The organism is Microbacterium sp. G2-16M, assembly GCF_055809115.1.
Map to the genome: position 1 here is coordinate 944,421 of NZ_CM147897.1, position 15,502 is coordinate 959,922.

Sequence of the window (15,502 nt, forward strand, 5' to 3'; positions counted from 1 at the left end):
CGGAGAACAATGCCCACCTACGCCTACGCCTGCAAGGAATGCGGTCACCGCTTCGACGCCGTCCAGTCGTTCGCCGAGCCCGCACTGACGGTCTGCCCGGAATGCGGCGGCCCGCTGCGCAAGCAGTACGGATCCATCGGCGTGACCTTCAACGGGTCCGGCTTCTACCGCACCGACTCACGGAAAGCCCCGTCATCCGGCGATTCGAGCGGCGGTACCGCCGCCGCTGGTACATCATCGAAGCCGGAGACAAAAGCCTCCGCCGCATCAGCGGGCTCTTGACCCGGCCCAGGCCGGCACACTCTCGGGGGGAACCGACGTGATCAAAGGCTTCAGGGAATTCATCACCAAGGGCAATGTCATCGACCTGGCCGTCGCAGTCGTCATCGGCGCTGCGTTCGCGGCGGTCATCAACGCGTTCGTCGAGGCGATCATCAACCCGCTGGTCGGGGCGTTCGTGCCCAGCGGCGACCTGGCCAAGTGGACGATCGACTTCCCCGGCATCTTCGCGACCGCCCACCTCGGCATCGGCGCGATCATCTCGGCGCTGATCACGTTCCTGGCCACGGCGCTGGTGGTCTACTTCGTGCTGGTCCTGCCGATGAACAGATACAAGGAGCGTCGCGCGGCCAAGCTCGCTGCCGGCGTCGTCGAGGAGGAGCCCGCCCTTCCCAGCGAGCAGGAGCTGCTGGTGCAGATCCGCGACCTGCTGGAGAAGCCGCGGTCCTGACTCAGTAGTGCGGCGGCTTCTCCTGCCGCATCCGCTCGTCATTCGGACCGGTCCCCGTCGACTCCTCGTCGGCGGGGACCGGTTCGTTCGTCGTCCCCGGCGCCGGGGTCAGCTTCGCCCGCCGCGACCCGCGCACCCGCACGATGCGCTGGTGGTCGCCGTCCCGCGACGCACCCTCGGGCGGAACCTGCTCAGTCGACATCGATCGGCTGGGTGTCGGCATCCGACGTCGGCGACTCGGGATTCACACCGAGGATCCCGGCGATGCGCCGGGCGACGTCGGCCGGATCGCTGTACAGGTCGAACGAGTGCACGCGCACGTAATGCCAGCCCAGGCGCCGCAGCACCTGCGGGCGCAGGCGCAGCGCCTCGCGCAGCGAGCCCGAGCCGGTCTCGGGGTCGCTCTCGGCGACCACGGCCTTGCCGCCGTACTGCGCGACCAGCGGCAGCAGTCCGCGGTAGTGCACGTCCACCGAGACGCCCAGGCGCCGCAGCTCGCGCGCCAGCGCCAGGGTCAGCGGGTCGGCGAGGTCCTCCAGCCGTGCCTCACGGGCGCGGGCGGCGATCCCGCCGAGCACGGTCATCAGCGTCGCGGCGCCGTGCTCGAGACGTCCGTCGTCGAACGCGGACGGACGGATGCACGACACCAGCACCATCGACCGGCGGGCCCGGGTCATCCCGACCGTGAGCAGCCGCTCGCCGTCGGGGGTGGACAGATCGCCGAAGTCGCTGAGCACCCGGCCGTGTCGGGTCAGGCCGAACCCGAGGGAGAAGATCACCCGGTCGCGGCTCTCGGCCACCGACTCCTCGAGAGTGAGCACGGCGAACGGCTCGGCCGTGTCGCGCGAGACGAAGTCGGCGACGTCCGAACGGCCGGCGAACGCCGAATCGACGGCGACGCGGACCCGTTCCGCATGCTTGGGGCTCGCGGTGACCACCATGAGGGTCTCGCGCGGACGGTTCACGGCGTGCTCGACGACCAGGGTCACCACCCGGGCGACCTCGGCGTCCGGGCTCTCCACCGCCCCGCTGTCCGCGTCGGGCGCGCCGGATCCGCCCTCGACATAGTCCACCGAGAGACTGCCACGGCCGAGGTACGAGCCTGCCCAGGGCAGCGATGCGAGCTCGCCGCCGTAGAACGCGTCGTTGACCAGGGCGGCCAGGTCCTCGCCCCCGGCGCGATAGCTGCGGGTCAGGGTCTCGACCGGCACCAGCTCGGCGAGGCGCGCGAACACGCTGGTGGCGTCGAACGGCTCGTCGTCCTCGGCCGGCTCGTCGCCGGGACCGGGGCGGCCGGCGGCGATGCGGAACGGGGTGGGCTGCTGCGTGACCGGGTCGCCGAAGGCGACCACCTGGCGTGCCCGGCGCAGCGCGGGCGCCGCCTCGGCCAGCGACAGGGCACCGGCATCCGCCACCAGGACCACGTCGAACCGGACGGTGTCCGGGATCAGCGGGATGTCGTACGGCGAGGCGATCCACGCCGGGACGAGCGTGTCGGTCAGCTCCGGCGCGATGCGCGTCACCTGGTCGGCGGTCACGTCGCCGAGCTTGAGCGCCCGCTTCAGAGCGGCGGCCTCGTCGGCGTGATCGACGATGCCGATGCGCCACTGGGTCGCCAGCCGCGCGGCCAGCAGGGGGCCGGATGCCGCAACGTGCGCCTCGTCGACGAGCCGGAAATCGCGCTCCAGCCGGTCGACCACGGCGGTGTTCGCACCCAGCAGCGCCCGGTCGCTGCGCAGCACGTGCTCCAGAGCGGACTGCCACCAGGCGTACTCCAGCTCGGCCCGCACCCGGTCCTCGGGCACGTGTCGCACACTCAGCTCGACCAGCAGCGGCTCCAGACCCATCCGCGCGAGCTCGGCGCGCAGCGTCGCCCGCTCGATCAGATTGTCGAAGTACTCCGAATCGGCGGCCAGTCCCGCCAGGCTGCGCACGAGATCGGGGGCCGGCAGCGTCGACAGGCGCGCAGCATCCGTCCGCCCGAGGACCGCATCCAGCTCTTCCAGCCCCGCCTGCGTCCGCTGCCACAGGGCCCAGACGTCGCCGAGCCCGACCGGGACGCCCGGGGCCGACAGTGCCGCCTCGGCGTACCTCTCCCACTCGGTGCGCTGGCGCTGGATCCGCACGAGGGACTCGTACATGTCGGGCACGTGCACGCCCGGGCGCACGTACTCGCGGGCCAGGCGACGCAGCCGTCGGCGGTCGGCCGCCGACAGCTGCCCGGCGTCGCGGCGCGGACCGTGCGCCTGGATGAGCTCGGTCAGCCCCCGTTCGAACACCGTCGGGCTGAACTTGTCGAGTGAGTCGCGGATGCCCTGCAGCAGCCGCAGGTACGCGCCGAGCTCGGCGATCGTGGCGAACGGCCGCATGCGCGTCTGCGCGATCAGCTCGTACCCGCGCTCGAGCAGCGCCGGCACGTCCTCGCGATGCAGCCGGCGGGCGAGCGCGTGCGCGGCGCGGGCGTCCTCGGTCGAGCCGAACGTCACCCCGTACCAGGCCGAGTCGTCCGGGCCGAAGCGGAATTCGCCCAGCCGCGCCGCCGCGACGAGCTTGTCGGCGGCCTCGGCGCGCGCGTTCTTCAGCCGCTGCAACGTCGCCGAGTCGAAGCGGGTGGTGGCCGCAGCCGGCTGATGCGTGGCCGCCAGTGCGGTCAGCTCACGGACGATCTCCAGCGCCGAGACGCCCAGCTCGCTGCGGTCGGCGGTCAGCGCGCGCCGGTAGTCGCGCAGCACCGTGCGCAGGCGGACCAGGGCGTCGTCGATGTCGGAGGTGCGCGGCTGGGCGGCCTTCTCGTTGCGGCCGATCGCGCGGATCAGATCACGCCGCAGGTGCACGGGCGAGACGGCCAGTCCGCCCAGTCCGATCCCTGCGAGGCGGTGACGGACCCCCTCGAGGGTGGACCGGCGCGCGCTGACCACCAGCACGCGCTTGCCGTCGTCGATGAGCGCGCCGAGCGCATTGATCACGGTCTGGGTCCCGCCGGTGCCCGGCAGCGTGTGCACCACCAGCGACTGGCCGTCGGTGATCCGGGCCAGGACGTCCTCCTGCTCGGCATCCGCGTCCAGGAGGAAGGTGTCGGATGCCGGGGGCCGCTCGTCCGGGTCGGTGACCGCGGGGCGCGCCCGGTGCAGAGCGAGCAGCTCACGATCGTCGCGGTGCCCGCCGAGGGCGTTCAGCACCGGGTGGTCCAGTCGCGCGAGATCGCGCGACATCCGCGCCCCGATGTCGCCGAACGTGGAGACGATCAGCCGCGGGCGGACGCTGAAGGACGGGATGTGCGCGGTGAGCTGACGCAGCCGGTCGATCACCGGCTGCGGGTTGAACACGCCGCCGGCCGTGGCCAGCGCCGCCAGATGGGCGCCGTCCAGCTGCACGCCGAACTGGGTGGCCAGCGCCCGGACCAGCTCGGGGTTGGCGGTGAAGGACCCGTGCAGCTTGACCTCGAAATCGGTGTGGTGCCGGCGGATGGCGGTGGGGCGCAGCAGGATCGGCGCGCAGTACGCCCGGTCGCCGTCGGCCCAGGTGGCCAGCCCCACGGCCAGCCGGACGACATCCAGTCCGCGGGCGGTGCGCAGCTCGACGTTCTTCGTCGCCACCTGGGCGGCGGCCCGGCGAGCGCCGCGCAGCCCCACCTCGTCGCGGAAGAGGTTCGACAGCAGCGTGGAGCGCCCCGTGATGAACTGCGGGAGGCTGCCCGGGTGCGCCTTGGTGATCTCGATGCCGGCGTCGATCGCGTCCGAGAACTGCAGCAGCGTGGAGCGTCCGCCGAGTTCGGCGGCCTGGGCGCGGATGCGCTCGCGCTCGGGCTCTGCCACGTGCATCACGCTCACCCCCGGCTCGGAGAGCATGAGCGACGCCGGCGTCACCCCCGCCGCGATCGGGTCATCCTCCGCGCCCACCAGAGCGCTGCTCTCAGCTCGCCACACAGACACACCCTAAGCGCGCAGGGTGGGCGCAGCCGGGAGCGCGGGCGAGTTTCGCCGGATTGCACGGACACGCCGGGCTGATCGGCCGTTCCTCCCCAGGTCGCCGGGGACCGGCATTCGACCCGACTTGTCCACCGATCGGCTCTCTCGGCCTCGGTCGTTCGGCGGCCCTTGCCAGGATGGACCCATGATGCACGCGACCTTCACCGTCCACCCGTCGCCCGTCGGGGATGTGCTCCTCGCGTTCACCGAGGCCGGCCTGGTCACCGCGCACGTCCTGCGCGGGGACGACGACGAGCGCGACGTCGACGCGCAGCTGGCCGCGCTCACCGTCGCGCTGCACACGCTGCCGGGTCGCGACGACGCCGGAGCCGACGACATCCGCCGCCAGCTCGACGAGTACTTCGCGGGCACCCGGCGGGCGTTCGCGCTCACGCTGGACTGGCGGCTGACCCGCGGTTTCGCCCAGGCTGCGCTGGAGTCGGTGTGCGACATCCCCTACGGCGAAACGGCCGGATACGGCGAGGTGGCGGCGATGGCCGGCCACCCCCGTGCCGCGCGCGCCGTCGGCAACGCCTGCGCGCACTCACCGTTCTCGATCGTCGTGCCCGTGCATCGCGTGGTCCGCGCCGACGGATCGATCGGCGGCTACGGCGGCCGCGCCGAGGTCAAGCGCTTCCTGCTGGAACACGAGCGCGCAGCGGGCGAGTAGGCCGCCCGCCGCGCGACCCGGCCCCGGACCCGTCCGGGGCCGCGTCGTGTCCGGGCCGGTGTTGTCGTGTCGACGCGCGGCGTCGTGTCCCGACTTCGTGTCGCCGCGCCGTGTCGCGGCATCACGTCCGGGTGTCGTGTCGCAGCGTCGTGTCCCGGGCGTCGCGTCGCGGCGTCGTGTCCCGGGCGTCGCGTCGCGGCGTCGTGTCCCGGGCGTCGCATCGCAGCGCGCTCATGTTGCCGCGTCATGTCGACGCGCGTCGCGGTCATGTTGCCGCCGCGTAACGGCGCTCGCGCTGCGTCTCCCGCTCGCGCTGTCCTTTCCGCTCGCGCTGTCCTTTCCGCTCGCGCTGTCGGCTTTTCGGCGGCATGAGCGTCGCGCTATCGTTTCCCGCATTCGCGCCCGAAAGAATCACGCGCGAATGCAGAAGTCGATAGCGCGTGATCTCCGCAGAGTCATCCCACCGTCGAGATCCCCCACTCATCCAGTCGATATCTCATCCAGTCGATATCTCATCCCGGCGGTCCTTTCGCGCGGTCGATTCCCGCTCGCTGCTGATTCCCGTTCGCGCGGTCGATTTCCGGTCGCGCTGCCCCTTTTATCGATGCGATGACAGTCGCGCTATCGTTTCCCGCTTTCGCGCCCGAAAGAAACATGCGCGAATGGCGAAAACAGCAGCGCGAACCCAGCGGGGCCGCCGGCGAGCGCGACGCGGGCGCGGGGCAGGCGAGGCGCGGGCGAGAGGGCGAGGCGCGGGGCGGGGCCGCCGGCGAGCGCGGGGCGGCGAGCGGGCGCGGGGCCGGCGAGCGCGACGCGGGCGCGGGCGGGGGCGGTCGCGGGGCGAGCGAGCGGGCGAGGGGCGCGGGGGCGGGGGCGAGGGGCGAGGGCGAGGGCGAGGGCGAGGGCGAGGGCGAGGGCGATGGTAGCGTCGAGGCCACGAAGAGCGCGACATCCGGAAGCCACATCCGGATGCGACGTCGGAAGCAGGCAGCGCGTGCGAGCAGCGTCACCCGGTCGGTCCACGGCGGATCCCGAAGCAGACCTCGTCGCGCGCGCGGTGGCCGAACTCCCGCGCCGGACGCGCTTTCCGGTGGCCTTCGGCGGGATGCTGCGGGACGGCGCGGTGCACGTCAGCGCCGTCGCCGGCGCCCGCACCCGCCACCTGCAGGGCCTGATCGTGGCCGCTGGCCGCGGCCTCGGCGGGCGGGCGGTGGTCGAGACGCGGCCGCGGCTAACGCTGGACTATCGCACGGCCAAGGGCATCACCCACGACTACGATCCGATGGTGCTCGGCGAGGGCATCGCCACCCTGTTCGCGGTGCCGGTGATCGTGGCCGGCAGTGCGCGCGGCGTGCTCTACTGCGGCTCGTGGGGACAGGCCCCGGTCAGCGACCTGGCCGCCCGCCCGGCCTTCGCGATCGCCGACGACCTCGCTGCCGACCTGCGGTCACAGGAGGACGCGCGCCGCACGGCGGACCAGACGATGGCGCCGGCGGTGCAGGAGGAGCTGCGCGAGACATACGCCGAACTGCGCCGCGTCGCCGCCGACGTGCAGGACCCGCAGCTGCGTGCACGGCTGACGCAGATCGAGACGCGGCTGGCCGCGCTGTCGGCCCCGAGTCCGGGAATCCGGCTCGATGCCGGGCTGTCTCCGCGCGAGATCGACGTGCTCGCCTGTGCGGCACTCGGTGCCACGAATGGCGACATCGCATTGTCCCTCGGATTGCGCGAGGGGACGGTCAAGTCCTATCTGGCCTCCGCGATGTCGAAATTGAATGCGTCGACCCGGTATTCGGCGGTGGCCACCGCCCGGCGTGCCGGAATCCTTCCTTGACGCAATTGAATATCCGGCCGATAAGATATCCGTCATGGCTCGCAAAATCATTCATCAACTCGTCGACGACATCGATGGCGCCGTTCTGGACCCGGGATCGGGCCAGACCGTGCTGTTCTCGCTCGATGGCGTCGCATACGAGATCGATCTGACCGACGAGCACGCCGCGCAGCTGCGTGACGCGCTGTCGTCGTATGTGTCGGCGGCGCGGGCCGTGTCCGGTCGCGGCGGTCGGCGCCCGACGCAGTCCGGCGGACGCCAGCGTGCCGGCCAGCGCGACTACGCTCCCATCCGCGCCTGGGCCAAGGAGAACGGCTTCACCGTCTCGGACCGCGGCCGGGTTCCGGCATCCGTCCTGGACGCCTACGACGCCGCGCACTGACTCCCGCCGACCGTCCCGCCGACATCACTGCGGCGCGGTCGGCTCGCCGAGTGAGAGCATCAGCCGGTTCGCCCAGTTGAAGAACGCGGCGGCGTGGATGACGTCGGCGATCGCCAGATCGTCCAGCCCCACGTCTCGCAGCGCCCGCACATGTGCGGTGCCGAACACCGGCGGCGTGGCCGTCAGTGCGGCGGATGCCTCGATGACAGCCGTCCAGCGGGGGTCCTGAGCGCCGTCGATCCCCTCGTCCAGCAGGCGCTGCACATCGTCGCGGCGCTTGGAGTGGAACGACGCGAAGCGGGAGTGCACCGACGCGCAGAACAGGCAGCCGTTCACACGGGATGCCGTGGCGGCGGCCAGTTCGCGCTCGGCCCGTCCGAGTCCGGCATCCTCGTTGTAGAAGATGTCGTTGTCGGCCCGGGTGCGCGCGCCGAGGATCGCCGGGTCGCGCACGAGCAGGCGGAAGTACGGGTTCGACGCGCGCGAGCGCTCCACCAGCGCGGCGTAATGCTCGTCGGTCAGTTCTTCCTCGGGCAGCGGCGGCAGCCACGGCGCCCAGCCCAGCATGTCCTGGGTGAACGTGTTCACGGCGGGTGCGGGCATGGTCAGGCCTCCTGGAGGGCACGCAGGCCGGCGACCACGCGCAGCTGGAAGTGGACGAACGAGACGAGCTGCGAGAGCGTGACGATGCCGGTGTCGGACCACCCGGCCTCGCCGAGCCGTCCCAGTGCCGCGCGATCGGCATCCCGCGGCCGATAGGTCAGCAGATGCGCGTGCTCCAGCGCGGCGGCCAACCGCCCGCCGACCGCCGCGCGCAGCGGCGCGGACGCGGTCCAGTGCGGACCGTCCTCGTCCTCGATGCTGAGCGGACCGGGCGGATACGCGCCGTACGGGCCGATGGCGGCCGCCTCCGGCAGCGCGGTCTCGAGCGCGGCATCCACGTCCGGGGCGGCCTCGGCCAGTGCCCGGCGGTGCGGCTCCGCCGTCGCGGCCGCCCCGGCGAGGGCGGCGGTCCACGCCGCGATGGCGTGTCGCTCGATCACCGACATCCGGCTCGCGTCGGTGGGGGCGAACAGCGCGGTGTGCGCGAGCTGGGCGTTCTCCCGCGCGGCGGGCCGAGCCCGTCGCAGCGCGTCGGCGTCGGATCCCGCACCGATCCCGGCGAGCGCGTCGATCACATCCGGCGCGTCTGTCCCGGCGCTCATCCGCGTCCTCCCACCGGTGCGGCGGCGCGCGCGCCGGCCGGCGCCCAGCCGAGGGCGGGCGCGACGGTGCCGGCGATCAGCTGGATCGATCGCACCACCAGCTCGTGCGCGGGATCGACCGGATGCGCCTGGAAGACGATGTCGCTCGCCTCCCGCAGCACCGCGTCCGACGCCAGCTGCGCGATCACCTCGTCCGGCGTGCCGATGTGCACGTCCAGGATGGCCAGCGCCTGCGCGGTGGTCGCCCCGGACGGGATCTCCACCCCGCTGCGCAGCGCATACGGCAGCGCCCGCTCGAGCCCGCGTTCGGCCAGGGCCCGTGCGGTGACCCGGTCGTCGGTGACGAACACACTGCGCGAGGCGAAGACGCGAGGACGGATGCCGGGGGGCAGCGCCTCGCGGTACGCCTGGACGATCGGGGCCTGCACGGTGGACAGGTCCGGCTCGCCGTCGGTGCGGGGCTGGGTGCGCGAGAGCATGAGCCCGTGGCCGGCCGCGCCGATCCGCGCCGCGCCGGAGGCGGAGAACGTCGCCTCCCACAGCGTGGCGCGCAGCTCGGGCGCCGCCGGGTAGAGGGCGCCGCCGTCCGCGGTCAGCGTGGCCCCGGCCAGCGCCTCGTCCAGCCGGCGCAGATGATCCTGGTAGATCGCAGGACGCTTCCCCGGATCCTGATCGAACGGTGCGAACGCGCTGGGCGTGCCGCCGCTGCCCACGCCGAGTTCGAACCGGCCGCCGGACAGCCGTGCCAGCACCGCGGCATCCTCCGCCACCCGCAGGGGGTGGTCCAGCGGGAGCGTGACGATGCCGGTGCCGAGCGTGATCCGGCGTGTGAGGGCGGCGGCGTAGCCGAGCAGCACGAACGGCGAGGGCAGCCCGCCCTCGTCGCGGTGGAAGTGGTGCTGGGCCACCCAGGCGGTGTCGTAGCCGACGCGCTCGGCCGCTGCGATCTGCTCCACCGCGAAGCGGTAGCGATCCGCGGCGGGCGCGTCCTCGAGGACCCGGGTGAAGAACCCCAGTCGCTGACGGTCGGTATGTGTCATCTGTTCCTCCCGAGGTAGGCCTCTTGGATGTGCGGGTCGTCCAGCAGCGCGTCGGCCGGGCCGGCCAGGGCGATCTCGCCGGTGGCCAGCACGTAGCCGCGCTCGGCGATCGACAGGGCCAGCTCGGCCTGCTGCTCGACCAGCAGCACCGCCACGCCGAGTTCGGCGTTCAGCCGCACGATCTCGTCCAGCACCTGGTCGACGAGCTTCGGCGACAGCCCCATGGTGGGCTCGTCCATGCAGATCAGCCGCGGCCGGCTCATCAGCGCGCGGGCGAACGCGAGCATCTGCTGCTCACCGCCGGAGAGTGTGCCGGCGTGCTGGCGGCGCCGCTCGGCCAGCCGCGGGAAATGCACGCGCATCCGCTCCACGTCGGCGGCGATCCCGTCGCGGTCGCGCCGGGTGTAGGCGCCGGCCAGCAGGTTCTCGTCGACCGTCATCTCCGGGAAGATGCGGCGCGACTCGGGCACGGACGCGATCCCGGCGGCGATCCGGGCGGGCGTGGGCAGGGTGGTGATCGGCCGCCCGTCGAACGCGATGGTGCCGGCACGCACCCGGTTCAGCCCGAGGATCGTCTTCATCGTGGTGGACTTGCCCGAGGCGTTGCCGCCCAGAAGACTCACGATCTCGCCCTCGCCGACATCCAGGCTCACCCCGCGCAGGGCGTGGAACGCGCCGTAGTACACGTCGACCGCATCCAGGCTCAGCAGCGCGTTCATGCGACGCCCTTCCGCTCGCGCCGTCGGCCGAGGTAGGCCTCGATGACCGCCGGTTCCCGGCGCACGTCGTCGGGCGAACCGGATGCCACGACCCGGCCGCCGTCCATCACGATGACCCGATCCGACAGGGTCATGACCAGATCGATCTTGTGCTCCACCAGCAGCATGGTCTGCCCCTGCGCCTTCAGCTCGAGCAGCTGCTCGAGCACTTCGGCGGTCTCGCTCTGGTTCATCCCGGCCGTCGGCTCATCCAGCACCAGGAGCGTCGGCTGCAGCGCCAGGGCACGGGCGATCTCGGTGCGGCGCCGGTTGGCGTACGACAGGGTGTAGGCGAAGTCGTCGGCCCGCGGCTGCAGGCGCGACCCGAAGCGGCCGAGTTCGGCGTCGACGGCGGCCGACATCCGCTCCTGCTCCCGGCGTGCCGCCGGCGTCGGCACCAGGGCAATGACGAGCTCGGCCACCAGCGCGATCCAGCGCAGCCCGAACACGGTGGACAGCCGGCGGAACGGCCGGGTCGCGGTGAGGGTGGAGTGCAGGCCGACCTCGACGTTGTCGCGCACCGACAGCGCGCCGAAGACCCGGCCGTTCTGGAACGTGCGCGCGATCCCCGCATCGGCGATCGCGGCCGGCCCCTTCCCGTCGATGCGCCGGCCGTCCAGCTCGATCTGGCCGGCGTCGGGTCGGAGCGTGCCGGCGATCAGGTTCAGCGTGGTGGTCTTGCCCGACCCGTTGGGTCCGATGATCGAGACGACCTCGCCCCGATCCACCTGCAGGCTCACGTCGTCGACGGCCTGGACGCCGGCGAACCGGCGGTGCAGACCGGATGCCGCCAGCAGCGGCGTGCGCGCGCTCATGCGCTCCTCACCCACAATCCCCCGGGACGGAACCGGACCACGAGGATCACCGCGAGGCCGTAGAGGATGACGCGCGCCTCCGGGGCGATGCGCAGCACCTCCATCGCGCCGATGAGCACGATCGAGCCGAGGACGGCGCCGAACGGCGCGTTCACCCCGCCCAGCACGACGATCGTCAGCACGAGCAGCGACATGTTCAGGGAGAACACGTCGGGGTCGATGTACGTGTACTGGTAGGCCAGCAGCACGCCGCCGATCCCGGCGAAGAACGCCGAGACCGCGAATGCGAGCGCCTTGTAGTCCCGGCCGCGCACGCCCGAGGCCAGTACCGCCGTCTCATCCGAGCCGGTCGCCGAGATCACCCGGCCGAGGTGCGAGCGGCGCAGGCGGGTGACCACCAGCAGCGTGACCAGCAGCAGGACCACCGAGATGAGGTAGGACGCGAGCGGGGTGTTCAGACTGAGCGAGCCGATCGTCGGCGCCGGGATGCCGTAGAGCCCGTAGACGCCGCCGGTGATCGGCTCGGCGACCCGGATCAGGGCGACGGTGACGATGCCCAGCCCCAGCGTGGCGATCGAGATGTAATGCCCCTTGACCCGCCACAGCGCCGCCGACAGCACCGACGCCACGACGGCGGCGACCAGGCCGCCGATCGGCAGCGCCGCCCAGAACGACCAGCCCAGGCTCATGGTCAGCAGCGCGGACGTGTACGCGCCCACGGCGATCGGCCCGGCCTGCCCGAGCGCGATCACCCCGGCCTGGCCGGTGGTCACCGTGAAGGCGACGGCGATCAGCGCATAGACGGCCACCTGCGCGCCGACGGTGAGCAGATAGCGGTCGCCGAACAGCGGCATCAGCACGCCGCCGGCCACGATCGCCGCCACCACCGCCCACACCGGCAGCCGGATGGGTCGGCCGCGCCCGAGGAAGGTGCCGGTCAGCGGCTCGGCCGGGATCGCCGGGGTGCGGCCGAGGATCCCGCCCGGGCGGATCAGCAGCACGAGGATGAGCACCGTGAACGTGATGATGTCGTGCACGCCGTCGCCGAACCAGGACACCGCGAACGCCTCGCCGACGCCGAGCACGAATCCGCCGATCACCGCACCCGGGATCGAGCCCAGACCCCCCAGGGTCGCGGCCACGAACGCGGTCAGCCCCTGCGTGGTGCCCATGGTCGGCGAGACCGTGGAGGTGTACAGCGCCACGAACACACCCGCGAGTCCGCCCAGGGCCGAGGCGATGAAGAACGACAGGTTCTGGATCCGCCCGACCGGGATGCCCATCTGCAGCGCGGCATCCGGGTCCTGCGCGGTGGCCCGGATCGCCCGGCCGTTGCGGCCGAACTTCAGGTAGGCCGCCAGCCCCGCCATCACCACGATCGTGATCGCGAACATGACGACGTCGGAGGTGCCCAGCCGCAGCCCGCCCAGCTGCAGGTTGCCGGTGGGCAGCACGTCCGGGAAGGGTCGCACCCGCGGTCCGAAGCCCCACTGCGACAGGCTGTCCAGGATCTGTGCGGCCGCATAGGTCGCCAGCAGCGCGGCGATCGGCAGATAGCGGGCCAGCGGACGGACCACGGTGATGTTTATCAGCACCCCCAGCAGGCCGGTGAGGGCCAGCACCGCGACCAGGGCGAGCGGGAACGGCCAGGCGAGCTGGACGACGAAGAACCAGGCGAGCATCGCGCCGAGTCCGAACACGGACATGTGCGCGAAGTTCACCACGTTCGTCACCCCGAAGATCAGGGAGATCCCGATCGCCACCAGGGCGTACGCGTTGCCGTGCAGCAGGCCGGCGATGAAGGTGTCGAGCATGGGCCGGTCACTCGTTGAGGACGAACGAGCCGTCCTTGAGGATGAGCTCCTTCAGCGAGGGGCTGTCCGGGCGCCGGGTCTGCGTGTCGAACGAGAACTCGCCCCACTGGATGCTGGGGAACGTGGTGGACTCGGTGAGGCCCTTCAGCACGCCTTCACGGGTGGCCCCGCCGGTGCGCGCGGCCTGCACGATGGTGGTCAGCGCGTCGTACGCGTACACCGAGAAGTCGCCGGGCACCTCGCCGTCCCACTTCTTCTCGAACGCGGCCACGAACTTCTGCACGGCCGGGCTCGGGTCATCGGCCACGAACGCGCCCGAGATGATGTCGCCCTCGGCGGACTTGGCCGCGCTCTGGGTGAACTCGGGCACGTTCTGCCCGCCGAAGAACGGTCCGTCGAAGCCGACGGCGCGCAGCTGGTTGGCCACCAGTGCGCCGTCCGGCCCGTACCCGATGTGCACCACGGCATCCGGATGCGCGTCCCGGGCCTGGATCAGGATCGGCCGGAAGTCCGTGCCGTCCGGCTGGAATGCCGCCGACGAGACGATGTCCAGCCCGTCCTTGGCGGCGGCGTCCGTGAAGAAGCCGTACGCGCTCTTGCCCCAGTCGGTCTCCTGGTAGACCACGGCCACCTTCTTGGCATACTTGCGCACGGTCTTCGCGTTCCAGTCCTGGAAGAAGTCCTGCGTCAGCGAGGTGCTCCACTGGTACTTGCTGCCCTTGAGGGTGAAGTCGGGGTTGGAGTTGGTGAAGCCGAACTGGACGAGCTTGCCGGCGGTGTAGATGGCGCTGGCCGCGATGGACGCGTTGGAGGAGAAGTCGCCGAGCTCGGCGATGATGTCGTTGTCGGCGACGAACTTCTGCGCGATCGCGGTGGACTGCTTCGGGTCGGACTGGCTGTCCTCCCACTCCAGCCGCACCTGCTTGCCGTCCACTCCCCCGGCGGCGTTGATCTCGTCCAGGGCCACGGCGAACCCTTCCTTCCACAGGCGCCCGTAGTCGGCCAGTTCGCCGGTCAGCGGCGCGGACACGCCGAAGGTGACGGTGTCGGAGGTCGTGTTCGCGCCGGTCGCCTGGGCCGAGAGGCTGCAGCCGGCGAGGGCGCCGAGGGCGAGGATGCTGGCGCCGGTCAGCGCGATGCGGGAGATGATTCGGGGCATGCCGCCGACGATAGGCCGACGTCGGGCCGCCTCGGCGCGCGTGTCGACGTGTGACTTTCAGTGACGCAATGTGACGGCGGCCGTCCGACACATGCGCCGCGGACGCGGCCCGGCCGCTCTAGGCTGAGTGCCACACGTACCCATCCCGCACGTACGGACCCCGCACGTACCGACTGAGAGGCAGCCCGATGGCCGGCATCCACAACGACATCACCACGGCGTTCGGCCAGACCCCGCTGGTGCGGCTGAATCGCCTCACCGATGGGCTGCAGGCCACTGTGCTGGCCAAGCTCGAGTACTTCAACCCGGGCTCGAGCGTGAAGGACCGTCTGGGCATCGCCCTGGTCGACGCGGCCGAGAAGGCGGGCGCGCTGGCGCCCGGCGGCACGATCGTGGAGTCCACCAGCGGCAACACCGGCATCGCCCTGGCGCTGGTGGGCGCCGCACGCGGCTACCGCGTCGTGCTGACCATGCCGGCGTCCATGTCGAAGGAGCGGCGCATCCTGCTCAAGGCGTTCGGCGCCGAGATCGTCCTCACCGACCCGCACAAGGGCATGACCGGCGCCCTCGCCGAGGCGGAGAGGATCGTGGCCGAAACGCCCGGCAGCATCCTCGCCCAGCAGTTCTCCAGCCCCGCGAACGCGCAGATCCATCGCACGACGACCGCCGAGGAGATCTGGCGCGACACCGACGGCGAGGTCGACGTGTTCGTGGCCGGCGTCGGCACGGGCGGCACGATCACCGGCGTCGGGCAGGTGCTCAAGGAGCGCCGCCCGGGCGTGAAGGTGGTCGCCGTCGAGCCGTCCGCCTCGCCGCTGCTGGGCGAGGGCCACGCCGGCCCGGCCAAGATCCAGGGCATCGGCCCGAACTTCGTTCCCCCGGTGCTGGACACCGAGGTGTACGACGAGGTGATCGGCGTCGAGTTCGAGGATGCGCTGCGGGTGTCCCGCGAGCTCGCGGCCCAGGAGGGGATCCTGGCCGGGATGTCGGCCGGCGCCGCGGTGTGGGCGGCGCTGCAGATCGCCGCGCGCCCGGAGAGCGCGGGCAAGAACATCGTTGTCATCGTGCCGGACACCGGCGAGCGATACCTGTCCACCGCCCTGTTCGAGGATCTGCGCGAGGACTGA

At 72.0% G+C, this 15,502-nt stretch carries 15 protein-coding genes; 6 read left to right on the plus strand and 9 right to left on the minus strand.

Annotation, left to right across the window (positions count from 1 at the left end):
- Positions 1–9: 9 nt before the first annotated feature.
- Together AC0L6F_RS04695 and mscL are read left to right on the plus strand one after the other, a co-directional pair.
- Positions 10–282: an FmdB family zinc ribbon protein gene (locus AC0L6F_RS04695; RefSeq protein WP_473539342.1), complete on the plus strand. Its 273-nt coding sequence runs from the start codon at positions 10–12 to the stop codon at positions 280–282.
- Between the two features lie 37 nt (positions 283–319).
- Entirely contained in the window at positions 320–730 is a 411-nt protein-coding gene (gene mscL / locus AC0L6F_RS04700; RefSeq protein ID WP_259612261.1) for a large conductance mechanosensitive channel protein MscL, read from the plus strand.
- A gap of 1 nt (position 731) precedes the next feature.
- Here the strand turns inward: mscL and AC0L6F_RS04705 are convergent, their stop codons facing one another.
- Positions 732–932, minus strand: coding sequence for a hypothetical protein (locus AC0L6F_RS04705; RefSeq protein WP_259612262.1), 201 nt, complete (start codon positions 930–932; stop codon positions 732–734).
- Positions 922–4,578, minus strand: coding sequence for an AAA family ATPase (locus AC0L6F_RS04710; RefSeq protein WP_473539952.1), 3,657 nt, complete (start codon positions 4,576–4,578; stop codon positions 922–924). Before AC0L6F_RS04710 ends, AC0L6F_RS04705 begins: the two co-directional genes overlap by 11 nt.
- A 265-nt stretch (positions 4,579–4,843) precedes the next feature.
- Here AC0L6F_RS04710 and AC0L6F_RS04715 point away from each other — a divergent pair, with 265 nt between their 5' ends.
- The 3 genes from AC0L6F_RS04715 (at position 4,844) to AC0L6F_RS04725 (ending at position 7,584) form a co-directional block, all read left to right on the plus strand.
- The gene (locus AC0L6F_RS04715; protein WP_473539343.1) at positions 4,844–5,368 is read left to right on the plus strand and encodes a methylated-DNA--[protein]-cysteine S-methyltransferase; all 525 of its coding nucleotides are present in this window, start codon (positions 4,844–4,846) and stop codon (positions 5,366–5,368) included.
- Positions 5,369–6,362: 994 nt separating this feature from the next.
- Positions 6,363–7,202, plus strand: coding sequence for a LuxR C-terminal-related transcriptional regulator (locus AC0L6F_RS04720; RefSeq protein WP_473539344.1), 840 nt, complete (start codon positions 6,363–6,365; stop codon positions 7,200–7,202).
- Positions 7,203–7,236: 34 nt separating this feature from the next.
- Positions 7,237–7,584, plus strand: coding sequence for a histone-like nucleoid-structuring protein Lsr2 (locus AC0L6F_RS04725; protein ID WP_259613165.1), 348 nt, complete (start codon positions 7,237–7,239; stop codon positions 7,582–7,584).
- Between the two features lie 24 nt (positions 7,585–7,608).
- Here AC0L6F_RS04725 and AC0L6F_RS04730 read toward each other — a convergent pair whose 3' ends face one another.
- The 7 genes from AC0L6F_RS04730 to AC0L6F_RS04760 are packed head-to-tail and all read right to left on the minus strand — an operon-like array spanning position 7,609 to position 14,375.
- Positions 7,609–8,187, minus strand: coding sequence for an alkylhydroperoxidase domain protein (locus AC0L6F_RS04730; RefSeq protein ID WP_473539345.1), 579 nt, complete (start codon positions 8,185–8,187; stop codon positions 7,609–7,611).
- 2 nt (positions 8,188–8,189) lie between these two features.
- A complete protein-coding gene (locus AC0L6F_RS04735; protein ID WP_274637927.1) occupies positions 8,190–8,789 on the minus strand; it encodes a CMD domain protein in 600 nt (199 codons plus the stop codon).
- The gene (locus tag AC0L6F_RS04740) at positions 8,786–9,829 is read right to left on the minus strand and encodes a putative FMN-dependent luciferase-like monooxygenase (RefSeq protein WP_473539346.1); all 1,044 of its coding nucleotides are present in this window, start codon (positions 9,827–9,829) and stop codon (positions 8,786–8,788) included. Before AC0L6F_RS04740 ends, AC0L6F_RS04735 begins: the two co-directional genes overlap by 4 nt.
- Entirely contained in the window at positions 9,826–10,548 is a 723-nt protein-coding gene (locus AC0L6F_RS04745) for an ABC transporter ATP-binding protein (protein ID WP_274637925.1), read from the minus strand. Before AC0L6F_RS04745 ends, AC0L6F_RS04740 begins: the two co-directional genes overlap by 4 nt.
- The gene (locus tag AC0L6F_RS04750; protein ID WP_473539348.1) at positions 10,545–11,402 is read right to left on the minus strand and encodes an ABC transporter ATP-binding protein; all 858 of its coding nucleotides are present in this window, start codon (positions 11,400–11,402) and stop codon (positions 10,545–10,547) included. Before AC0L6F_RS04750 ends, AC0L6F_RS04745 begins: the two co-directional genes overlap by 4 nt.
- Positions 11,399–13,216: an ABC transporter permease gene (locus AC0L6F_RS04755; RefSeq protein WP_473539349.1), complete on the minus strand. Its 1,818-nt coding sequence runs from the start codon at positions 13,214–13,216 to the stop codon at positions 11,399–11,401. The genes AC0L6F_RS04750 and AC0L6F_RS04755 overlap by 4 nt, the downstream gene beginning before the upstream one ends.
- A gap of 7 nt (positions 13,217–13,223) precedes the next feature.
- On the minus strand, positions 13,224–14,375 hold the full coding sequence (locus tag AC0L6F_RS04760; protein WP_473539350.1) for an ABC transporter substrate-binding protein: 1,152 nt from the start codon (positions 14,373–14,375) through the stop codon (positions 13,224–13,226).
- A gap of 188 nt (positions 14,376–14,563) precedes the next feature.
- On the opposite strand from AC0L6F_RS04760, the gene cysK reads away from it, so the two are divergent.
- Positions 14,564–15,502, plus strand: a complete 939-nt coding sequence (gene cysK, locus AC0L6F_RS04765) for a cysteine synthase A (protein WP_473539351.1) — start codon at positions 14,564–14,566, stop codon at positions 15,500–15,502.

Excerpts from the sequence above, each read along its gene's own strand:
- AC0L6F_RS04735 (WP_274637927.1), bottom strand. The coding sequence starts at position 8,789 with ATGAGCGCCGGGACAGACGCGCCGGATGTGATCGACGCGCTCGCCGGG.
- AC0L6F_RS04750 (WP_473539348.1), bottom strand. The coding sequence starts at position 11,402 with ATGAGCGCGCGCACGCCGCTGCTGGCGGCATCCGGTCTGCACCGCCGG.
- AC0L6F_RS04715 (WP_473539343.1), top strand. The coding sequence starts at position 4,844 with ATGATGCACGCGACCTTCACCGTCCACCCGTCGCCCGTCGGGGATGTG.
- AC0L6F_RS04725 (WP_259613165.1), top strand. The coding sequence starts at position 7,237 with ATGGCTCGCAAAATCATTCATCAACTCGTCGACGACATCGATGGCGCC.
- AC0L6F_RS04730 (WP_473539345.1), bottom strand. The coding sequence starts at position 8,187 with ATGCCCGCACCCGCCGTGAACACGTTCACCCAGGACATGCTGGGCTGG.
- AC0L6F_RS04695 (WP_473539342.1), top strand. The coding sequence starts at position 10 with ATGCCCACCTACGCCTACGCCTGCAAGGAATGCGGTCACCGCTTCGAC.
- AC0L6F_RS04705 (WP_259612262.1), bottom strand. The coding sequence starts at position 932 with ATGTCGACTGAGCAGGTTCCGCCCGAGGGTGCGTCGCGGGACGGCGAC.
- AC0L6F_RS04710 (WP_473539952.1), bottom strand. The coding sequence starts at position 4,578 with ATGCTCTCCGAGCCGGGGGTGAGCGTGATGCACGTGGCAGAGCCCGAG.
- AC0L6F_RS04745 (WP_274637925.1), bottom strand. The coding sequence starts at position 10,548 with ATGAACGCGCTGCTGAGCCTGGATGCGGTCGACGTGTACTACGGCGCG.
- AC0L6F_RS04740 (WP_473539346.1), bottom strand. The coding sequence starts at position 9,829 with ATGACACATACCGACCGTCAGCGACTGGGGTTCTTCACCCGGGTCCTC.
- AC0L6F_RS04755 (WP_473539349.1), bottom strand. The coding sequence starts at position 13,216 with ATGCTCGACACCTTCATCGCCGGCCTGCTGCACGGCAACGCGTACGCC.
- AC0L6F_RS04760 (WP_473539350.1), bottom strand. The coding sequence starts at position 14,375 with ATGCCCCGAATCATCTCCCGCATCGCGCTGACCGGCGCCAGCATCCTC.
- cysK (WP_473539351.1), top strand. The coding sequence starts at position 14,564 with ATGGCCGGCATCCACAACGACATCACCACGGCGTTCGGCCAGACCCCG.